This window comes from Schaalia cardiffensis (assembly GCF_016405145.1).
GTDB classification, from domain to species: domain Bacteria; phylum Actinomycetota; class Actinomycetes; order Actinomycetales; family Actinomycetaceae; genus Pauljensenia; species Pauljensenia cardiffensis.
This window is the reverse complement of record NZ_JAEKIA010000013.1, coordinates 1-15,539: the sequence shown is the minus strand read 5'-3', so window position 1 is coordinate 15,539 and position 15,539 is coordinate 1. Positions and strand designations below refer to the sequence as shown.

Annotated in this window: 11 protein-coding genes and 1 rRNA gene; all 12 read left to right on the top strand. The window is 62.1% G+C overall.

The annotated features are described in order from the left end of the window. Positions 1 to 98 precede the first annotated feature (98 nt). Entirely contained in the window at positions 99 to 1,184 is a 1,086-nt protein-coding gene (gene pheS, locus JFX23_RS07825; protein WP_005961495.1) for a phenylalanine--tRNA ligase subunit alpha, read from the top strand. 1 nt (position 1,185) lies between these two features. Next, entirely contained in the window at positions 1,186 to 3,834 is a 2,649-nt protein-coding gene (gene pheT, locus JFX23_RS07820) for a phenylalanine--tRNA ligase subunit beta (RefSeq protein ID WP_198776428.1), read from the top strand. A gap of 117 nt (positions 3,835 to 3,951) precedes the next feature. Next, on the top strand, positions 3,952 to 4,446 hold the full coding sequence (locus JFX23_RS07815) for a flavodoxin domain-containing protein (RefSeq protein ID WP_005961493.1): 495 nt from the start codon (positions 3,952 to 3,954) through the stop codon (positions 4,444 to 4,446). A gap of 115 nt (positions 4,447 to 4,561) precedes the next feature. After that, complete coding sequence (gene argC / locus JFX23_RS07810) at positions 4,562 to 5,629, top strand: N-acetyl-gamma-glutamyl-phosphate reductase (protein WP_198776427.1); 1,068 nt, start codon at positions 4,562 to 4,564, stop codon at positions 5,627 to 5,629. Positions 5,630 to 5,754: 125 nt separating this feature from the next. Then, a complete protein-coding gene (gene argJ, locus JFX23_RS07805; RefSeq protein WP_198776451.1) occupies positions 5,755 to 6,969 on the top strand; it encodes a bifunctional glutamate N-acetyltransferase/amino-acid acetyltransferase ArgJ in 1,215 nt (404 codons plus the stop codon). A 41-nt stretch (positions 6,970 to 7,010) separates the two neighbouring features. Further along, complete coding sequence (locus JFX23_RS07800; protein ID WP_198776426.1) at positions 7,011 to 8,273, top strand: acetylornithine transaminase; 1,263 nt, start codon at positions 7,011 to 7,013, stop codon at positions 8,271 to 8,273. Then, a complete protein-coding gene (locus JFX23_RS07795) occupies positions 8,270 to 8,785 on the top strand; it encodes an arginine repressor (protein WP_198776425.1) in 516 nt (171 codons plus the stop codon). Before JFX23_RS07800 ends, JFX23_RS07795 begins: the two co-directional genes overlap by 4 nt. Positions 8,786 to 8,829: 44 nt before the next feature. Further along, positions 8,830 to 10,053 carry an argininosuccinate synthase gene (locus JFX23_RS07790; RefSeq protein ID WP_005961488.1) on the top strand — a complete coding sequence of 408 codons (1,224 nt, stop codon included), beginning with the start codon at positions 8,830 to 8,832 and terminating at the stop codon, positions 10,051 to 10,053. Positions 10,054 to 10,449: 396 nt separating this feature from the next. Then, positions 10,450 to 11,841: an O-antigen ligase family protein gene (locus JFX23_RS07785; RefSeq protein WP_233050691.1), complete on the top strand. Its 1,392-nt coding sequence runs from the start codon at positions 10,450 to 10,452 to the stop codon at positions 11,839 to 11,841. 42 nt (positions 11,842 to 11,883) lie between these two features. Beyond that, positions 11,884 to 13,320, top strand: a complete 1,437-nt coding sequence (gene argH, locus JFX23_RS07780; RefSeq protein ID WP_198776423.1) for an argininosuccinate lyase — start codon at positions 11,884 to 11,886, stop codon at positions 13,318 to 13,320. Between the two features lie 82 nt (positions 13,321 to 13,402). Further along, positions 13,403 to 14,665: a tyrosine--tRNA ligase gene (tyrS, locus tag JFX23_RS07775; protein WP_198776422.1), complete on the top strand. Its 1,263-nt coding sequence runs from the start codon at positions 13,403 to 13,405 to the stop codon at positions 14,663 to 14,665. Positions 14,666 to 15,430: 765 nt separating this feature from the next. Next, positions 15,431 to 15,539, top strand: a 16S ribosomal RNA gene (locus JFX23_RS07770); the annotation flags it as partial.

Genomic DNA, 15,539 nt, shown 5'->3' with positions numbered 1-15,539 from the left:
ACCGCGGAGCGGACGTGAATCCGAGGCGATCGGCAAACGGACTATCATGGCGGGGCGCGAAGCACGCGCATTCATGACCCCGACGGAGGAAGCAGGACATGGCCCAAGCCGCCCTTGACCTCAACCCGCTCGATTCGGAGGCAGTTGACGACCTCGTCGCCCGCGCCCTCGCCGATATCGAGGCCGCCGCAGACCTTGAGGCCCTCAAAGCCGTGAAGTCCGCACTCCTGGGCGACCAGGCGCCTCTGGTCCTCGCGAACCGGAAGATCGGTCAGCTGGCCCCCGCAGACAGGGGAACGGCGGGCAAGAACCTCGGCGGTGCTCGCGCTCGCCTCTCGCAGGCCTTGACTGAGCGCGGACAGATCCTCGAGGCCGAACACGAAGCCCGGGTCCTGGTGGAGGAATCCGTCGACGTCACCGCTTTCGGTGCCCGCTCCGTCATTGGTGCTCGCCACCCGATCGGCACGCTCATTGAGGAGATCGAGGACTTCTTCACCTCGATGGGCTGGGAGATCGCGGAAGGACCGGAGATTGAGCACGAGTGGTTCAACTTCGACTCCCTCAACTTCGACATCGACCACCCGGCGCGCCAGATGCAAGACACCCTCTACATCGACGGCACGACGATCGGCGGCGAGGCCCCCGAAGATGGATGCCTCGTCATGCGCACCCACACTTCACCCGTGCAGTCGCGTTCCCTGCTTGCCCGCGGCGTCCCCCTGTACGTCGCATGCCCGGGCAAGGTTTTCCGTTCGGACGCCCTCGACGCGACCCACACCCCGGTCTTCCACCAGGTCGAAGGCCTCGCGGTCGACAAGGGGCTGACCATGGCGCATCTCAAGGGTGTTCTTGACCATTTCGCGAAGGCGATGTTCGGCCCCGATGCGAAGGCCCGCCTTCGCCCCTCCTTCTTCCCCTTCACCGAGCCGAGCGCCGAACTCGACATGTGGTTCCCCCAGAAGAAGGGCGGGGCCGGATGGATCGAGGTCGGCGGCTGCGGCATGGTCAACCCGAATGTTCTGCGCGCCAACGGCATTGACCCGGACGAGTACACGGGCTTCGCTTTCGGCATGGGTATTGAACGCACGCTCATGCTCCGCCACGGCATCGCCGACATGCACGACATCGTCGAGGGCGATGTGCGTTTCTCCCAGCAGTTCGGTCTTCACGGAAAGGGCCACTGAAATGCCAATGGTTCCGCTCAGCTGGCTCGCCGACCACGTCGAGGTCCCCGAGGGCACCGATGCGACCGCGCTCGCCGCGGCTCTCGTCAAGGTGGGTCTTGAAGAGGAAACGATCCACCCCGCGAAGGTCCAAGGTCCTCTCGTCGTGGGCAAGGTGTTGTCCCTCGTGAAGGAGACCGCATCGAACGGCAAGACCGTCAACTACTGCCGGGTCGACGTGGGCGAGTTCAACGACGCCCCCGGCAGCGGAAAGGAGCCCTCGGAGCTTGAGAGCCGGGGGATCATCTGCGGTGCCCACAACTTCGTCGAGGGCGACCTGGTTGTCGTCTCCTTGCCCGGCGCGGTGCTGCCCGGAGATTTTCAGATTGCGGCGCGCAAGACCTACGGACACATCTCGGACGGCATGATCTGCTCGGCACGGGAACTTGGTCTTGGCGAGGACCACGATGGCATCATCGTCTTGAAGAAGATGTTTGCGGACCGCGAGATCCCCGCACCCGGCACCGACATCATTGGGTTCTTGGGACTGGGCGAGGAGGTCCTTGAGATCAACGTGACCCCGGACCGCGGCTACTGCTTCTCAATGCGCGGTGTCGCCCGCGAGTTCTCCCACTCCACTGGAGCGGCCTTCACCGATCCTGGCCTGGTGGGCAATCTCGTCACGAGCGTTCCCGAGGCCAGCGCGGATGGTTTCCCTGTTCTCGTCAAGGACGAGGCTCCGATTAAGGGTGCAATGGGCGCTGACCGTTTCGTCACGAGGATCGTGCGCGGAGTGAATCCTCAGGCGCCGACGCCGCGTTGGATGGTGGAGCGCCTCGAGGCCGCGGGGATGCGCTCTTTGTCCCTCGCCGTTGATGTCACGAACTATGTGATGCTCGACTTGGGCCAGCCGATGCACGCCTACGATCTGTCGGCCCTGGCCGCACCGATTGTGGTGCGCCGAGCGAAAGCGGGGGAGAAGCTCCAGACTCTTGACGAGGTCGAGCGCGAGCTCGACCCGGAGGATCTGCTCATCACCGATTCACCTGAGTCGGAGGGCTCGCGCATCATTGGTCTGGCCGGTGTGATGGGTGGCGCCTACTCCGAGGTCGAGGAGTCCACGACGGATATTCTCCTCGAGGCGGCGCACTTCGACCCCGTGTCGATTGCCCGTACTTCGCGCCGTCATCACCTGCCCTCCGAGGCGTCCAAGCGTTTCGAACGTGGAAGCGACCCGCAACTTCCGGCTGTGGCCGCGCAACGCGCAGTGGACCTGCTCGTCGAATACGGGGGTGGCACGGTCGATCCTGCGGTCTTCGACTTCAATGAGCTCAGCGCCGCTGAGGCGATTGAGTTCCCCTTCGAGGACGCGGCGCGCCTTGTTGGTGTCGACTATTCGAAGGACCGGGTTCGCGAGATCCTCGAAGCGATCGGTTGCGAGGTCGTGGAGGGCGCCGAAGGGGTCTTCCTCGTGACTCCGCCGACTTGGCGCCCCGATCTGGTGGGTCGGGCTCACTTGGTCGAGGAGGTTGCCCGTCTTGACGGATACGACGAAATCCCTTCGATTCTCCCTGCCGCTCCGGCGGGAACCGGTTTGACGGGCGCGCAGGAGGCTCGCCGTCAGGCCGTGCACTTCCTCGCAGCTCAGGGGCTTGTTGAGGTTCTCAGCTACCCCTTCGTCTCGGATTCCTTTGACCGTCAGCGACTGGCTGAATCCGATCCGAGGCGTCAGGCTTTGAGATTGCGCAACCCGCTCGCCGATGATGCTCCCTGGCTGCGCACCTCGATCCTTGACACGCTTCTTGATGCTGCGGGCCGCAATATTGCCCGAGGTGCGGACCGGGCAGCCCTGTTCGAACAGGGGCTCGTCGCCAGGCCCGAGGGGACCGTTCCAACTGGGCTGCTTTCCGCGTCCCAGCGCCCGAGCGATGAGGAGCTCGGAGCTTTGTACGCGGGGACTCCCAAGCAGCCTCAGCATATTGGCGTGGTCCTCGCTGGGCGTGCCTCGGCCTCCCCGCTTGCCGAGGAGACTCGTTCCTTCGCGTGGTCTGATGCCCTTGAGATCGTCTTGGGGCTCGCCTCGATCCTCGGGGTGCGCGTTGAGACGTGTCGCGCCTGGGATCTAGAGCCTTCCACGGTGAAGGGTGCTCCCATGCCGACGCCTGCGCAGGATCCATCCGAGGTCGCCCCCTGGCACCCGGGCCGTGTTGCCCGCGTTTTCGTGCGGAAGGGGCGTGAGCTTGTGGACATCGCTTTCGCCGGGGAGCTCCACCCTGCGGTGTGCAAGGCCTTCGGTCTTCCCGCTCGCTCGTGCGCCGCTGAGATCGATCTGTCCGCTCTTCTTGAGGCCTGCTCGGCTGAGCCGATCCAGGTCAAGCCCGTGTCGACTTTCCCGGTCGCGAAGGAGGACATCGCCCTCGTCGTCTCCTCCTCGATTCCCGTGTCGCGCGTCGAACAGGTGGTTCGCCAGGGTGCGGGCCCGCTCCTCGAAGACCTCAGCTTGTTTGACGTTTTCGAAGGCAAGCAGTTGGGGGAGGGGAAGCGTTCTCTCGCTTTCGCCCTGAAGCTTCGCGCCACCGATCACACGCTCACTGCGAAGGAATCGGCGAAGGTTCGTGAGGATGTTGTGAAGAAAGCGGAGAAGGTCCTCGGAGCGTCTCTTCGTTCCTGAATGCTTCGCCATCGGGAGGCAGATTCTTAAGGGAGGGCCCTCGCGCATCTTATGGATTCCGACTCACCGGGACCATCGGACAGCGCGAGGGGCCTCCTTGTCGTTCATACTGGGCGTATGCACATCCTTGTCACTGCAGCTTCGAAACATGGTTCGGCTCATGAGATCGCGGAAGCGATCGCGCACAGGCTCGAAGATGCGGGCCACAGCGTTGATGTCGTGGCTCCGGCGGCCGTGGAATCCGTGGATCCCTATGACGTGGTCGTATGCGGTTCGGCGGTGTACATCCTTCAGTGGATGGACGAGGCGAAGAGTTTCTTGGAGCGCTTCGCCGAGCAGCTGAAGACGAAGCGCGTCTGGGCTTTCTCAGTTGGGATGAATGGGGTGCCGAAGCATGCGCCGCAAGATCCGACTCGCATTGGTCCGGCTTTGACGCATGTTCTCGCGATTGACAAGCACACTTTTGCGGGCCGTTACAAGCCTTCGCTCTTGTCCTTGCGCGAGCGTTCGGTTGCGCGCCTCGCGGGTGTCGTGGAGGGTGATTTCCGCGACTGGAGCGAGGTCGAGGCGTGGGCGGATTCGATCGCAGCGGAGCTTTCAGACAAGGACTGAATGTTCTGAATAGCCGATGGCCTGCGTGTTCGGAGGGGTCGGTGGCGTGAAGGTCTGAGTGTTCGTCCCCCGGACACTAATGGATAAATATGCATGACGGTGTATATTCATGCATATGAGTTTGAAAGCTGCGATCGCCGGAGCATCCGGCTATGCCGGGGGTGAAGTTGCGCGCCTGTTGGCCGCCCACCCCGAAATTGAGGTCACCACGCTGACCGCGGCATCAAGCGCGGGCCGACTCTTCGGTGAACTCCACCCCCAGATTGGCTCTCTTGCCGAGCTTGAGATCCAAGAGACCTCTGTCGAAACACTCTCCGGCCACGACCTCGTGATTCTCGCACTGCCACACGGGCACTCCGCCGCGCTCGCCGAAAAACTCGATGCCAGCGGGGACGGCGCCCTCGTGTTGGACTGCGCAGCCGATCATCGCCTCATCAAGGCCGAGGACTGGGCGGAGTATTACGGGGGAGAGTTCAGCCCCGCATGGACCTACGGCATGCCTGAACTCATCCATGCACGAGAGCCCCTGGCTCGCGCCCAAAGAGAACTCCTCGCCGCGACCCGCAGGATCGCAGTTCCCGGATGCAATGTCACAGCGGTGACCCTGGCACTCCAACCCGCTGTGCATGCCGGACTCGTCGACGTGTCGCACATTGTCGCGACCCTCGCCGTTGGCTACTCCGGCGCAGGCAAGTCCATGAAACCCCACCTTCTCGCTTCGCAGGCGCTCGGGAATATGGCTCCCTACGCGGTCGGCGGAACGCACAGACACATTCCCGAGATCATTCAGAACCTCGTACTCGCAGGAGGGGACGAGGAATCGATGCGCCTGAGCTTCACTCCCGTCCTCGTCCCGACTTCTCGTGGAATTCTCGCGACCGTCGTCGCTCCCCTTGCCGAGGGCGTGAAGGAGGAGAGCGTGAAAGAGGCCTACACCATCTACGAGGACGAAGCCCTCATCACTGTCACCCCCGATGGTGTCTGGCCGACGAGCGGACCGGTGACGGGCACGGGTCTCGCCCGAGTCAAGGCCGTCATTGATGCCAAAGCGGGGACGCTCATCGCGATCGCCGCTATTGACAACCTCGGGAAGGGAACCGCGGCAGCGGCGGTTCAAAGCGCCAATATCGCCCTGGGGCTTGAGGAGTACCTGGGTGTTCCAATGATCGGAGTCGCACCGTGACCAGCACTGAATCGACCACGCCCACCGCAGCCCCGGCTCCTGCCGGAAACTTCGCGTCTACCTCGCCCACCGGAACCCCGGCTTCTGCAGCGTCCGTCCACACCCCCACTTCCGCCGGTAGCCCCGTGCTCGCCGACACCCCCACTTCCACCGGAGCCCCGGCTCCGTGCGGTGTTACCGCGCCCCGCGGCTTCACCGCCTCCGGTGTGGCCGCCGGAATCAAACACACGGAAGGCGCCCTGGACCTAGCCCTCGTCGTCAACGAGGGCCCCGTGTTCGCATCGGCGGGAGTATTCACCTCGAATCGGGTCGTCGCCGCGCCCGTGACCTTGACCCGCAGCCACCTCGCTTCCGCAAACCTCAAAGCGATCATCCTCAACTCCGGTGGGGCGAACGCGTGCACAGGCCAAGCAGGCTTCCACGATGCACAGGAGAGCGCTCAACACCTCGCGCCCCTCTTGGGCTGCGAAGTGAAGGAAGTGGGAGTCTGCTCGACCGGCATGATCGGCCAACGCCTCCCGATGGACAAGATCTTTCATGGCACAGACGCGGCCGTGGCTGCCCTCGCCTCGACCCCTGAGGCGGGAGCCCGAGCGGCAGATGCGATCCGCACGACCGACACAGTCCCCAAAACCTATGAGTTCTCCTCTCAGGAGGGATGGAAGATCGGAGCGATGGCGAAGGGCGCGGGAATGCTCGCGCCCGGACTCGCGACGATGCTGTGCGTCATCACGAGCGACGCCATCCTCGACGATGAGATGGCCGCCGCCGCTTTGAGCGAAGCGGTGCGCACGACCTTCAACCGCACCGATTCCGATGGTTGCATGTCGACGAATGACTCAGTGATCCTCCTCGCATCAGGGGCCTCAGGCGTCGCTCCTTCGGAAGAAGACTTCACTGAGGCTCTCCGCTCGGCCTGCGCGAACCTCGCCCGTCAACTCCTCGCCGACGCCGAGGGCGCGAGTCACGATATTGAGATCATGGTTGCGCACGCCAGCGACGAAGCCGCCGGAGAAGCAGTCGCCCGCGCCGTATCACGATCCAACCTGTTCAAAACCGCTGTATTCGGCAACGATCCGAACTGGGGTCGCATTCTTTCCGAGGTCGGCACGGTCCCCGAATCCCTCGCCCCCTTCGAGCCAGAGCAGATTGACGTGTCGATCAATGGGGTGATGGTCTGCCGCAACGGTGCAGTGGGAGAGGACCGCAGCCTCGTCGATATGACGCCAAGGGAGGTTCAGGTCCTCATCGACTTGAAAGCCGGAGAGGAGAACGTCGTCTTGTGGACGAACGATCTCACCCACGACTACGTCCACGAGAACAGCGCCTACTCCTCATGAATGAGAACCCAGGGAAAACACACCCCGCGAAGGGGAGCGCAATGAAGAAAGACCCCTTGAACGGGAGCGCCATGAAAGAAACCCCCGCAGGGTCCGAATGGACGAGCCGCTACACCTCATCGGTGATGAACACTTTCGGCACTCCCGCCCTCGTCTTGACCAAAGGCGAAGGAGCATACCTCGAAGATACTGAGGGCAAGCGCTACCTCGATCTGCTCGGCGGAATCGCAGTGAATGCGCTGGGACACTGCCATCCGAAAGTCATCGCTGCGATCGAAGAACAAGCCCGCAGCCTCGGCCATGTGTCGAACTTCTTCGCAACAGAGCTCCAGATCCGGCTCGCGGAGAAGATCCTCCACATCGTCGAACCCGGCGGGGCCCCCGAAGGCTCCCGGGTCTTCCTCGCGAACAGCGGAACTGAGGCGAACGAAGCGGCCCTGAAGATCGTCAAGGCCCACGGCCTCGCTGTTTCCCCTGAGAAGACCCGCGTCCTCGCCCTCGAACACGCCTTCCATGGGCGCACTCTCGGTGCTCTGTCCCTCACCTGGAAGGAACGCTACCGCACGCCTTTCACACCATTGATCCCCAATGTCGAGTTCATTGCGGCGAACGACCCCCAAGCTTTGGAAGCCGCGATGTTAGATGACGTCGCCGGGATCTTCGTCGAAGCGATTCAGGGCGAGGCCGGAGTCCACGAACTCGACGCCTCCTACCTCAGCCTCGTGCGCGAGCTTTCACGCGCTCATAACGCCCTCATGGTCGTTGACGAGGTGCAGACGGGAATCGGCCGGACGGGCGACTGGATGGGGCACCACGCCTCGGGCATCGTCCCGGATGTCGTGACTCTCGCGAAGGGCCTCGGCGCTGGAATGCCCATCGGCGCGTGCGTCGCACTCGGTGAATGCGCGAATGTCCTCGGCCCGGGGATGCACGGCACGACTTTCGGGGGCAACCCGATCTGCGCGGCCGCGGCCCTGGCGCTCCTCGACACTCTTGAAGAGGAAGGAGTGCTTTCTTACGTGAAGGAACTGTCTGGCAAGTGGCGCGCCGAACTCGCCCTGATCGAGGGGGTTGCCGAGGTGCGGGGCCGCGGCATGCTCATCGGCCTCGATTTCACCCGCGATATTGCGGCTGAACTTGTCGAAGTCGGCAGGAGAGCCGGGTTCATCCTCAACGCGACGGGGCCCCATACTCTTCGCCTTGCTCCGCCCCTCATTGTCAGCGCCGAGCAGGCTGCATCTTTCACGAAGGCTCTGCCTCGCCTCATTGGGGAAGCCACCGGGTTGAAGGAGGAGCGCCGATGACGCCCACACCGATGCCGCAGACCCCGAACGCGAGGCGTGAAGCGATCCGCGACATTCTCGCCTCCGAGCAGATCGGCTCTCAGAAGGAATTGCGTGAAAGGCTGGCCGACAAGGGGATCGAGGTCACTCAGGCCACTTTGTCCCGAGACCTCGTCGACATGCGGGCCACGAAGGTCCGTACCGCTGAGGGCAGCCGCGTCTACTCGGTTCCCGACATTGATGGCGCTTTGACGCACGAGGGCGAGGGCGGGCGCCTGCGCCTCCAGAAGTGGTGCCAGGCGCTCCTCGTCACCTCGATCCTCGTGGATCACCAGCTTGTTTTGCGCACGACCGTTGGGGGTGCGAATCTTCTGGGTTCTGCCATTGATGCGGTGCGCTTGGAGGAGATCGCGGGCACGATCGCCGGTGATGACACGATCCTCGTCATCTGCCGAAGTGCGGCGGATGCGCGGGCAACCCAGAAGTGCCTCATGGAGCTTGCTGAGCCCGGCCAGATGCCGGACCTCGACTGAACCGGGACTCCCGGACTGTCATAGAAATAGGAAAAGGAGCGCATATGACTGCGAAGAATGATCGCGTCGTTCTCGCCTACTCCGGTGGTCTCGACACTTCCGTCGCGATCGGCTGGATCGGGGAGCAGACCGGCCGCGAGGTCGTTGCCGTGGCTGTTGACGTGGGCCAGGGAGGAGAGGACCTCGAGGTCATCCGCCAGCGCGCCCTCGACTGCGGCGCTGTTGAGGCCTATGTCGCCGACGCCCGTGACGAGTTCGCGAGCGAATACTGTATGCCGGCCCTGAAGGCGAATGCCCTTTACGAGGGGAAGTATCCTCTTGTTTCCGCGCTTTCACGTCCGGTGATCGCCAAGCATCTCGTGCGGGCGGCACGAGAATTCGGGGCCCACACGGTTGCCCACGGATGCACCGGCAAAGGCAATGACCAGGTCCGCTTCGAGGTGTCGATCACCTCAATGGCCCCGGACATGGACTGCATTTCTCCGATCCGAGACCTCTCCCTCACCAGGGACGTGTCGATCGCCTACGCGGAAAAGCACAATCTTCCGATCGAGACGACGAAGCACAATCCTTTCTCAATCGACCAGAACGTGTGGGGGCGTGCCATTGAAACGGGTTTCCTCGAGGACTTGTGGAATGCTCCGACGAAGGACGTCTACGTGTACACGGACGACCCGACGTACCCGCCGCTTCCCGATGAAGTGGTCATCACCTTCGACAAGGGTATCCCGGTGAAGATCGATGGGCGCCCCGTCACCCCGCTGGAGGCGATCCAGGAGATGAATCGGCGCGCGGGTGCGCAGGGAATTGGTCGCATCGACATGGTTGAGGATCGTCTCGTCGGCATTAAATCGCGTGAGATTTACGAGGCTCCGGGTGCCATTGCGCTCATCGAAGCTCACCAGGCCCTCGAGTCTGTGACTCTTGAACGCATGCAGCGCCGCTACAAGCGGGGCGTGGAGCAGATCTGGGGAGAGCTCGTTTATGAGGCGCAGTGGTATTCGCCGCTGAAGAAGTCTCTCGACGCTTTCATTGAGGACACTCAAAAGTTCGTGTCGGGTGATATCCGCATGGTCTTGCACGGGGGTCGCGCGACCGTGAATGGTCGAAAGTCTGATGCTTCGCTCTACGACTTCAATCTCGCGACTTACGACAGCGGTGATTCTTTCGATCAGTCCTCTTCGAGGGGCTTCATCGACATCTACGGTCTGCAGTCGAAGCTCGCGGCTGCGCGCGATGTGCGCCTGGGGGAGAGCAGCGGCTACTGATTGATCGGTGTTGCGCCCGTTCTGAGGCTGGGTCTTCAGGGCGGGCGCACTCCTTTTCGAGGACGAGGACGAGGGCGAGGACAATGACGATGACGAGGACAGAGGCGGGACAGTCCTGACTTGAGCACCGGCCGGGCTGTGCCGAGAAGGGGCAGCTGTGTCGAGAAAGGACGGCTGTGTCGAGGCCGACCCGGGCTGTATTGAGGGCGGGCGCACAGAGCCGAGCCACAGCGCCTATCGCGAAGATGGAGCATCGCTGCTGGAGGCGGAAAGGTCCAGCCGCTCGATTCGGGCCGTGCTTTCATCCATCCTTGGCGTGTTTCAGTCTGATATCGCTTCTCACCGGTCCTTTCATCCAGACCGATCACGTCGTCATACACGGCTAGTATGCTCTCGATGACATCTGCGAACGAGACCCTCCCCAGACCGGCGACTTCGGCCTCTTCCTTCCTCCGATCGAAGAGGTTTTTCGACCTCGTCGCCGTTGCGATCCTTTTCGTCGGCTTCGCGGGCCAAGGCATTCGCTACATTGTGGGCTTTTACAGTTCTGGGATCGTCCTCGTGATCCTCTTCATCGCCTTCATCTGGGCTTTCGCCCACCAGGGTGCATCCTTCGTCAAAAAACCCCAGCCGGTCGCGACCCTGCTCTATGCGCTCGTGTGCGTCCTCTCAATCGGATGGTCGCAATACCCCTTCCACACGGCAGTATCGGCAGTGGTCACCATCGGAGTGACACTGGTCGGCCTTATGCTCGCAGCAGCGCGGACAATGGATGAGATCATCGACTTGCTCATCCGCGCTTTTCAGTCGATCCTCGCCGTCTCCTTCCTCTTCGAACTCTTCGTTTCTCTCTTCTGGAAAGCCCCGCTCCCACCTTTGACGATCATTCGGAATCCGGATATTCCGCAGATCTTCTTCTGGTCGGAGAACCGCCTGTTCAGCGGCGGGCCGATCCAAGGATTCATGGGGAATCGCAACCCCCTGGCCTTCGTCGCGGTCCTCTTGATCATTTGCCTGATGGGGCGCCTCCTTCAAGGGCGAGTCACCCCTGGTCCCGCCCTCGCGTGGATCGGGCTCGCCGGGGCAACAATGGCGCTCACACGTTCAGGAACAGTCACAATGTGTCTCCTGGCGGTCGCAGGAGCGACTCTCGCTTTCGCTTTCGTCGGTTCGGTACCGGAACGAGCACGTCCCGGCCTCGTTCTGTCCTTGACGGGACTGGCGATGGTCATCATCATGATGACCCTGTTCGCCCACGAGTATGTTGCGAGCTTTCTCGGTCGTTCCTCCGATTTTTCAGGCAGAGGCGATATTTGGCGGGCCCTACTTCCAATGTGGCTCGAGCATCCGATGCTCGGCTGGGGATGGACCATCGGTTACCCCATTGACCACCCCGTGTTTGAGGGGTTCCTTCTGCGAGCAGATGGCCTTCCAACAACCCAGGCTCATAACGCGTATTTCGAGGCTCTGTTCGAGACGGGCATAGTGGGTGCTTTCCTCGTTTTCCTCGCGGTTGCGACGGTGCTTCTCGGCACCTATGTGACGGGTGTGCGGCGCATCGACACAGATCGTTCGGCGATCATCCCGGCCCTGCTCGCCACGGCCCTGGGAGTGCAATCAACCGTCGAATCTCGCCTCCTCTTTGAGGGCAACTGGATCCTCTTCGTCGTTCTTGCCGCCTATGTCGCCCAGACCCGCCCATTCGTGGAGCACATTCGTAAGCATTACAGGCCGCGCGCGTACCCGGCAGGGACGGGGCAGCGCACTTGCTCCTCGTCCGCTCTCTAGACAGCAGCCCACGAGTACCCCTTGGGAGGGCATGATCGACCTATGACGTCATCCGATTCTTCGAACCAGCACCTGAGCCTGTGGGGCGGCCGCTTCGCAGGTGCTCCGGCCGACGCCCTCGCAACCCTTTCCGTTTCGACCCATTTCGACTGGCGTCTCGCCCACGTCGACATTGCGGGCTCTCACGCTCACGCGGACGCCCTGTATGCGGCGGGCCTGCTCAGCGACGAAGAAATCACCGCGATGCACGAGGCCCTCAACCGTCTTGACGAGGACGTCGCTTCCGGCGCTTTCATCCCCGCCCCCCAAGACGAGGACGTCCACACCGCTTTGGAACGAGGACTCATTGAGCGCGCCGGGCAGACACTGGGTGGCAAACTCCGTGCGGGACGCTCACGCAATGATCAGATCGCGACCTTGATCCGCATGTACCTGCGCGAAGAGGCCCGCCATATTGCCAAGCTCGTCCTCGATGTCGTCGAGGCGATCATCGGACAGGCGAAGGATGCGGGTGAGGCTGTGATGCCGGGGCGCACACATTTGCAGCACGCCCAGCCCGTCCTCGTTGCCCATCATCTTCTCGCCCACGCCTGGCCTCTTATCCGCGATGTCGAGCGCTTCATGGATTGGGATCGCAGGGCCGCTGTTTCGCCCTACGGCTCGGGCGCCCTCGCGGGCAACACTCTTGGCATGGATCCTGGCGCCGTTGCCCGGGCACTGGGTTTTTCTGACTCCGTGGAGAACTCCATTGACGGCACTGCTTCGCGCGATGTCGTCGCTGAAGCGGCTTTCGTGCTCGCAATGATCGGCGTCGACATTTCGCGCCTGTGCGAGGAGATCATCATCTGGAACACGAAAGAGTTCGACTATGTCACTCTCGACGATTCCTTCTCCACGGGCTCGTCGATCATGCCCCAGAAGAAGAACCCGGATGTCGCCGAACTGGGACGAGGCAAAGCCGGTCGTCTCATTGGCGACCTCATGTCGCTCCTGACGGTCTTGAAGGGGATTCCACTCGCCTACGACAGGGATCTGCAAGAGGATAAGGAACCTGTCTTCGATCAGCTCGACACCCTCGATGTCCTCCTCCCCGCAGTCTCCGGGATGATCTCAACGATGACCTTGCATCTTGAGCGCATGGCCGAACTCGCCCCCCAGGGTTTTTCGCTCGCCACTGATATTGCGGAGTGGCTGGTGCGCCGCGGCGTCCCCTTCCGCGACGCCCACGAGATCTCCGGATCCTGTGTGCGCATTGCCGAGGCCAGGGGAGTGGAACTCGCGGATCTGAGTGATGAGGAACTCGCGAGTGCATCCCCCTTCCTCACCGCCGAGGTCCGGGAGGTACTGAGCGTCGCCGGTTCTGTGTCCGCGCGCTTGGGCAAGGGCGGCACAGCCCCTGTTCGCGTCGCCGAGCAGCTCGAAGCCGCTCAAGAGGCGCTTGCGGCTTGCCGGGCGTGGGCGGCGGGCTCGACCCGTTAAGCTATTGGCGCTTCCTTGAGCCGGAAATGAGCTTCGAGCCGGGAATTGACTTCCTTGAGCCGTAGAAGAAAGGGTGTTTTCCGTGACCGATATTCTCGATGAACTCCAGTGGAGAGGCCTCATCGCCCAGCACACCGACATTGATGCTCTTCGTGAGCATCTTGCTGCGGGTCCGGTCACCTTCTATTGCGGTTTCGATCCGACCGCGGCCTCCTTGCATCACGGTCACCTCGTGCAGATCCTGCTCATGCGTCACCTCCAGCTCGCCGGACACCGTCCACTCGCCCTCGTGGGTGGGGCGACGGGGCAGATTGGCGACCCGCGTCAATCGGGTGAGCGTCAACTCCAGCCGAGCGAGGTCGTGCGCGGCTGGGCGGATCGCCTCAAGTCCCAGATTTCGCATTTCCTCGACTTCGAGGGGCCTGCTGCGGCCACGATGGTGAACAACCTCGACTGGACTGCTGAGCTGTCCGCGATTGATCTGCTGCGTGGGATTGGGAAATACTTCCGCGTCGGCACGATGCTGTCGAAGGATATTGTTGCTCGTCGCCTCGCCTCCGATGAGGGGATCTCCTACACGGAGTTCTCCTACCAGATCCTCCAGGCGAATGACTTCCTCGAGCTCTACCGTCGCTACGGTGCGACGATGGAGACGGGTGGGAACGATCAGTGGGGCAATATGATCGGCGGCGTCGACCTGATCCGCAAGGTGGAGGGCGCAACCACTCATGTGCTCACCACTCCGATCATCACGAAGTCCGATGGCACGAAGTTCGGAAAGTCCGAGGGCGGGGCCATTTGGCTCGACCCGCAGATGATGAGCCCTTACGCCTTCTACCAGTTCTGGTTGCAAGTCGAGGACGCGGATGTTGTGAGGTTCTTGAAGATCTTCACGTTCCTTGATCGCGCTCGCATTGAAGAGCTCGAGGTGGAGGTCGCTGAACGGCCCCACATCCGCAGCGCCCAGAAGGCTCTCGCGGCCGAGGTGACGCGCCTGGTTCACGGAGAAGAGGAACTCGATCGGGTTCTCGCTGCGACGAACGCCCTGTGGGGTGGTGGCGATTTGCACGCGATCGACGAGCAGACCCTGTCTTCGGCGACTTCGGATCTGCCAAAAGCTTGTTTGAAGCTCGGTGAGGCGACGATCATTGACGCCTTGGTGGAAACGGGGTTGGAGAAGGGCAAGAGTGCGGCGCGCCGTACCCTCGCTTCTGGCGGCGCTTACCTCAACAACATCAAGGTCGAGGACGAGGACGCTCCGATTTGCGTGGAGGATCTTCTGGCGGGTTCTCGTGTGCTGGTCCGTAAGGGACGGCGCAACCTTGCTGTGGTGGAGCTCTCCTAAAACGGGGTGGAGCTCTTCTAAAACGTGGTGGAGCTCTTCTAAAAGGGGTGCCTGAAGGATCGTGCTGAAGCGAAGCCGAGTGTCGCAGTGTTGGAGCGAAGGACGACGACATGAAGATCACTTCGGTGGCGAAGGCCGACGCCGATCGGCCGCAGTGATTCCTGGAGAACCTGGATAGTGCGCTCACGACGGATTCTTGGCTTTCGGTCGCGTCTGTGATCCTTGGCGGGCCTGGATAGTGCTGAAAGGGGCCCGGACCATCTGGTCCGGGCCCCTTGCTGTGGTAGTGCAAGCTCCTTGCTGTTGTGATGCTCCTGAGTTGTTCGCCTGAATGCGTCCCGCCTTGTGCGGTCTGCACCGCTGTGTTGTGGTGTGGAGCTCTTGTGAGTTGCCAGAAGCCTGTGGGTCATGTGCTGCGTGTTGGGGTGTTGTGGCTTGTGGGGGTGGGTTTGGTTGTGTGTTGTGGGGGTTGGGTGGTGAAAAGTGTGGTGGGTGTTACGTTGTGTGGGTTTGACGTGGGTGGGTGGGGGTGTGTAGGTTTGTGTTTTGTTGCTGCGGCTCCTGGTTGTGGGGTTGTGGTGGTTGCCTTGCCTGGTTGTGGTGCCTTTTTGGGGTGTTGTGGTTGGGTGTGGGGTGTTGTTTGTGAACTCGATAGTGTGTTTGTTTTTTATGCCTGTTTTTTGTTTTTGAGTTGTTTTTGGTTGGGATTGCCTGCTGTGCTGTTGTGGTGTGGTGGGTTTTTCTGGGCTTTGACGTTTTTGTTTTTGTTCGGAGAGTTTGATCCTGGCTCAGGACGAACGCTGGCGGCGTGCTTAACACATGCAAGTCGAACGATGATGCGGTGCTTGCACCGTTGATTAGTGGCGAACGGGTG

Bases quoted from the DNA above. Each gene is read 5' to 3' on its own strand.
- pheS (WP_005961495.1), top strand. From the start codon at position 99: ATGGCCCAAGCCGCCCTTGACCTCAACCCGCTCGATTCGGAGGCAGTT.
- pheT (WP_198776428.1), top strand. From the start codon at position 1,186: ATGCCAATGGTTCCGCTCAGCTGGCTCGCCGACCACGTCGAGGTCCCC.
- JFX23_RS07815 (WP_005961493.1), top strand. From the start codon at position 3,952: ATGCACATCCTTGTCACTGCAGCTTCGAAACATGGTTCGGCTCATGAG.
- argC (WP_198776427.1), top strand. From the start codon at position 4,562: ATGAGTTTGAAAGCTGCGATCGCCGGAGCATCCGGCTATGCCGGGGGT.
- JFX23_RS07800 (WP_198776426.1), top strand. From the start codon at position 7,011: ATGAAGAAAGACCCCTTGAACGGGAGCGCCATGAAAGAAACCCCCGCA.
- JFX23_RS07795 (WP_198776425.1), top strand. From the start codon at position 8,270: ATGACGCCCACACCGATGCCGCAGACCCCGAACGCGAGGCGTGAAGCG.
- JFX23_RS07790 (WP_005961488.1), top strand. From the start codon at position 8,830: ATGACTGCGAAGAATGATCGCGTCGTTCTCGCCTACTCCGGTGGTCTC.
- JFX23_RS07785 (WP_233050691.1), top strand. From the start codon at position 10,450: ATGACATCTGCGAACGAGACCCTCCCCAGACCGGCGACTTCGGCCTCT.
- argH (WP_198776423.1), top strand. From the start codon at position 11,884: ATGACGTCATCCGATTCTTCGAACCAGCACCTGAGCCTGTGGGGCGGC.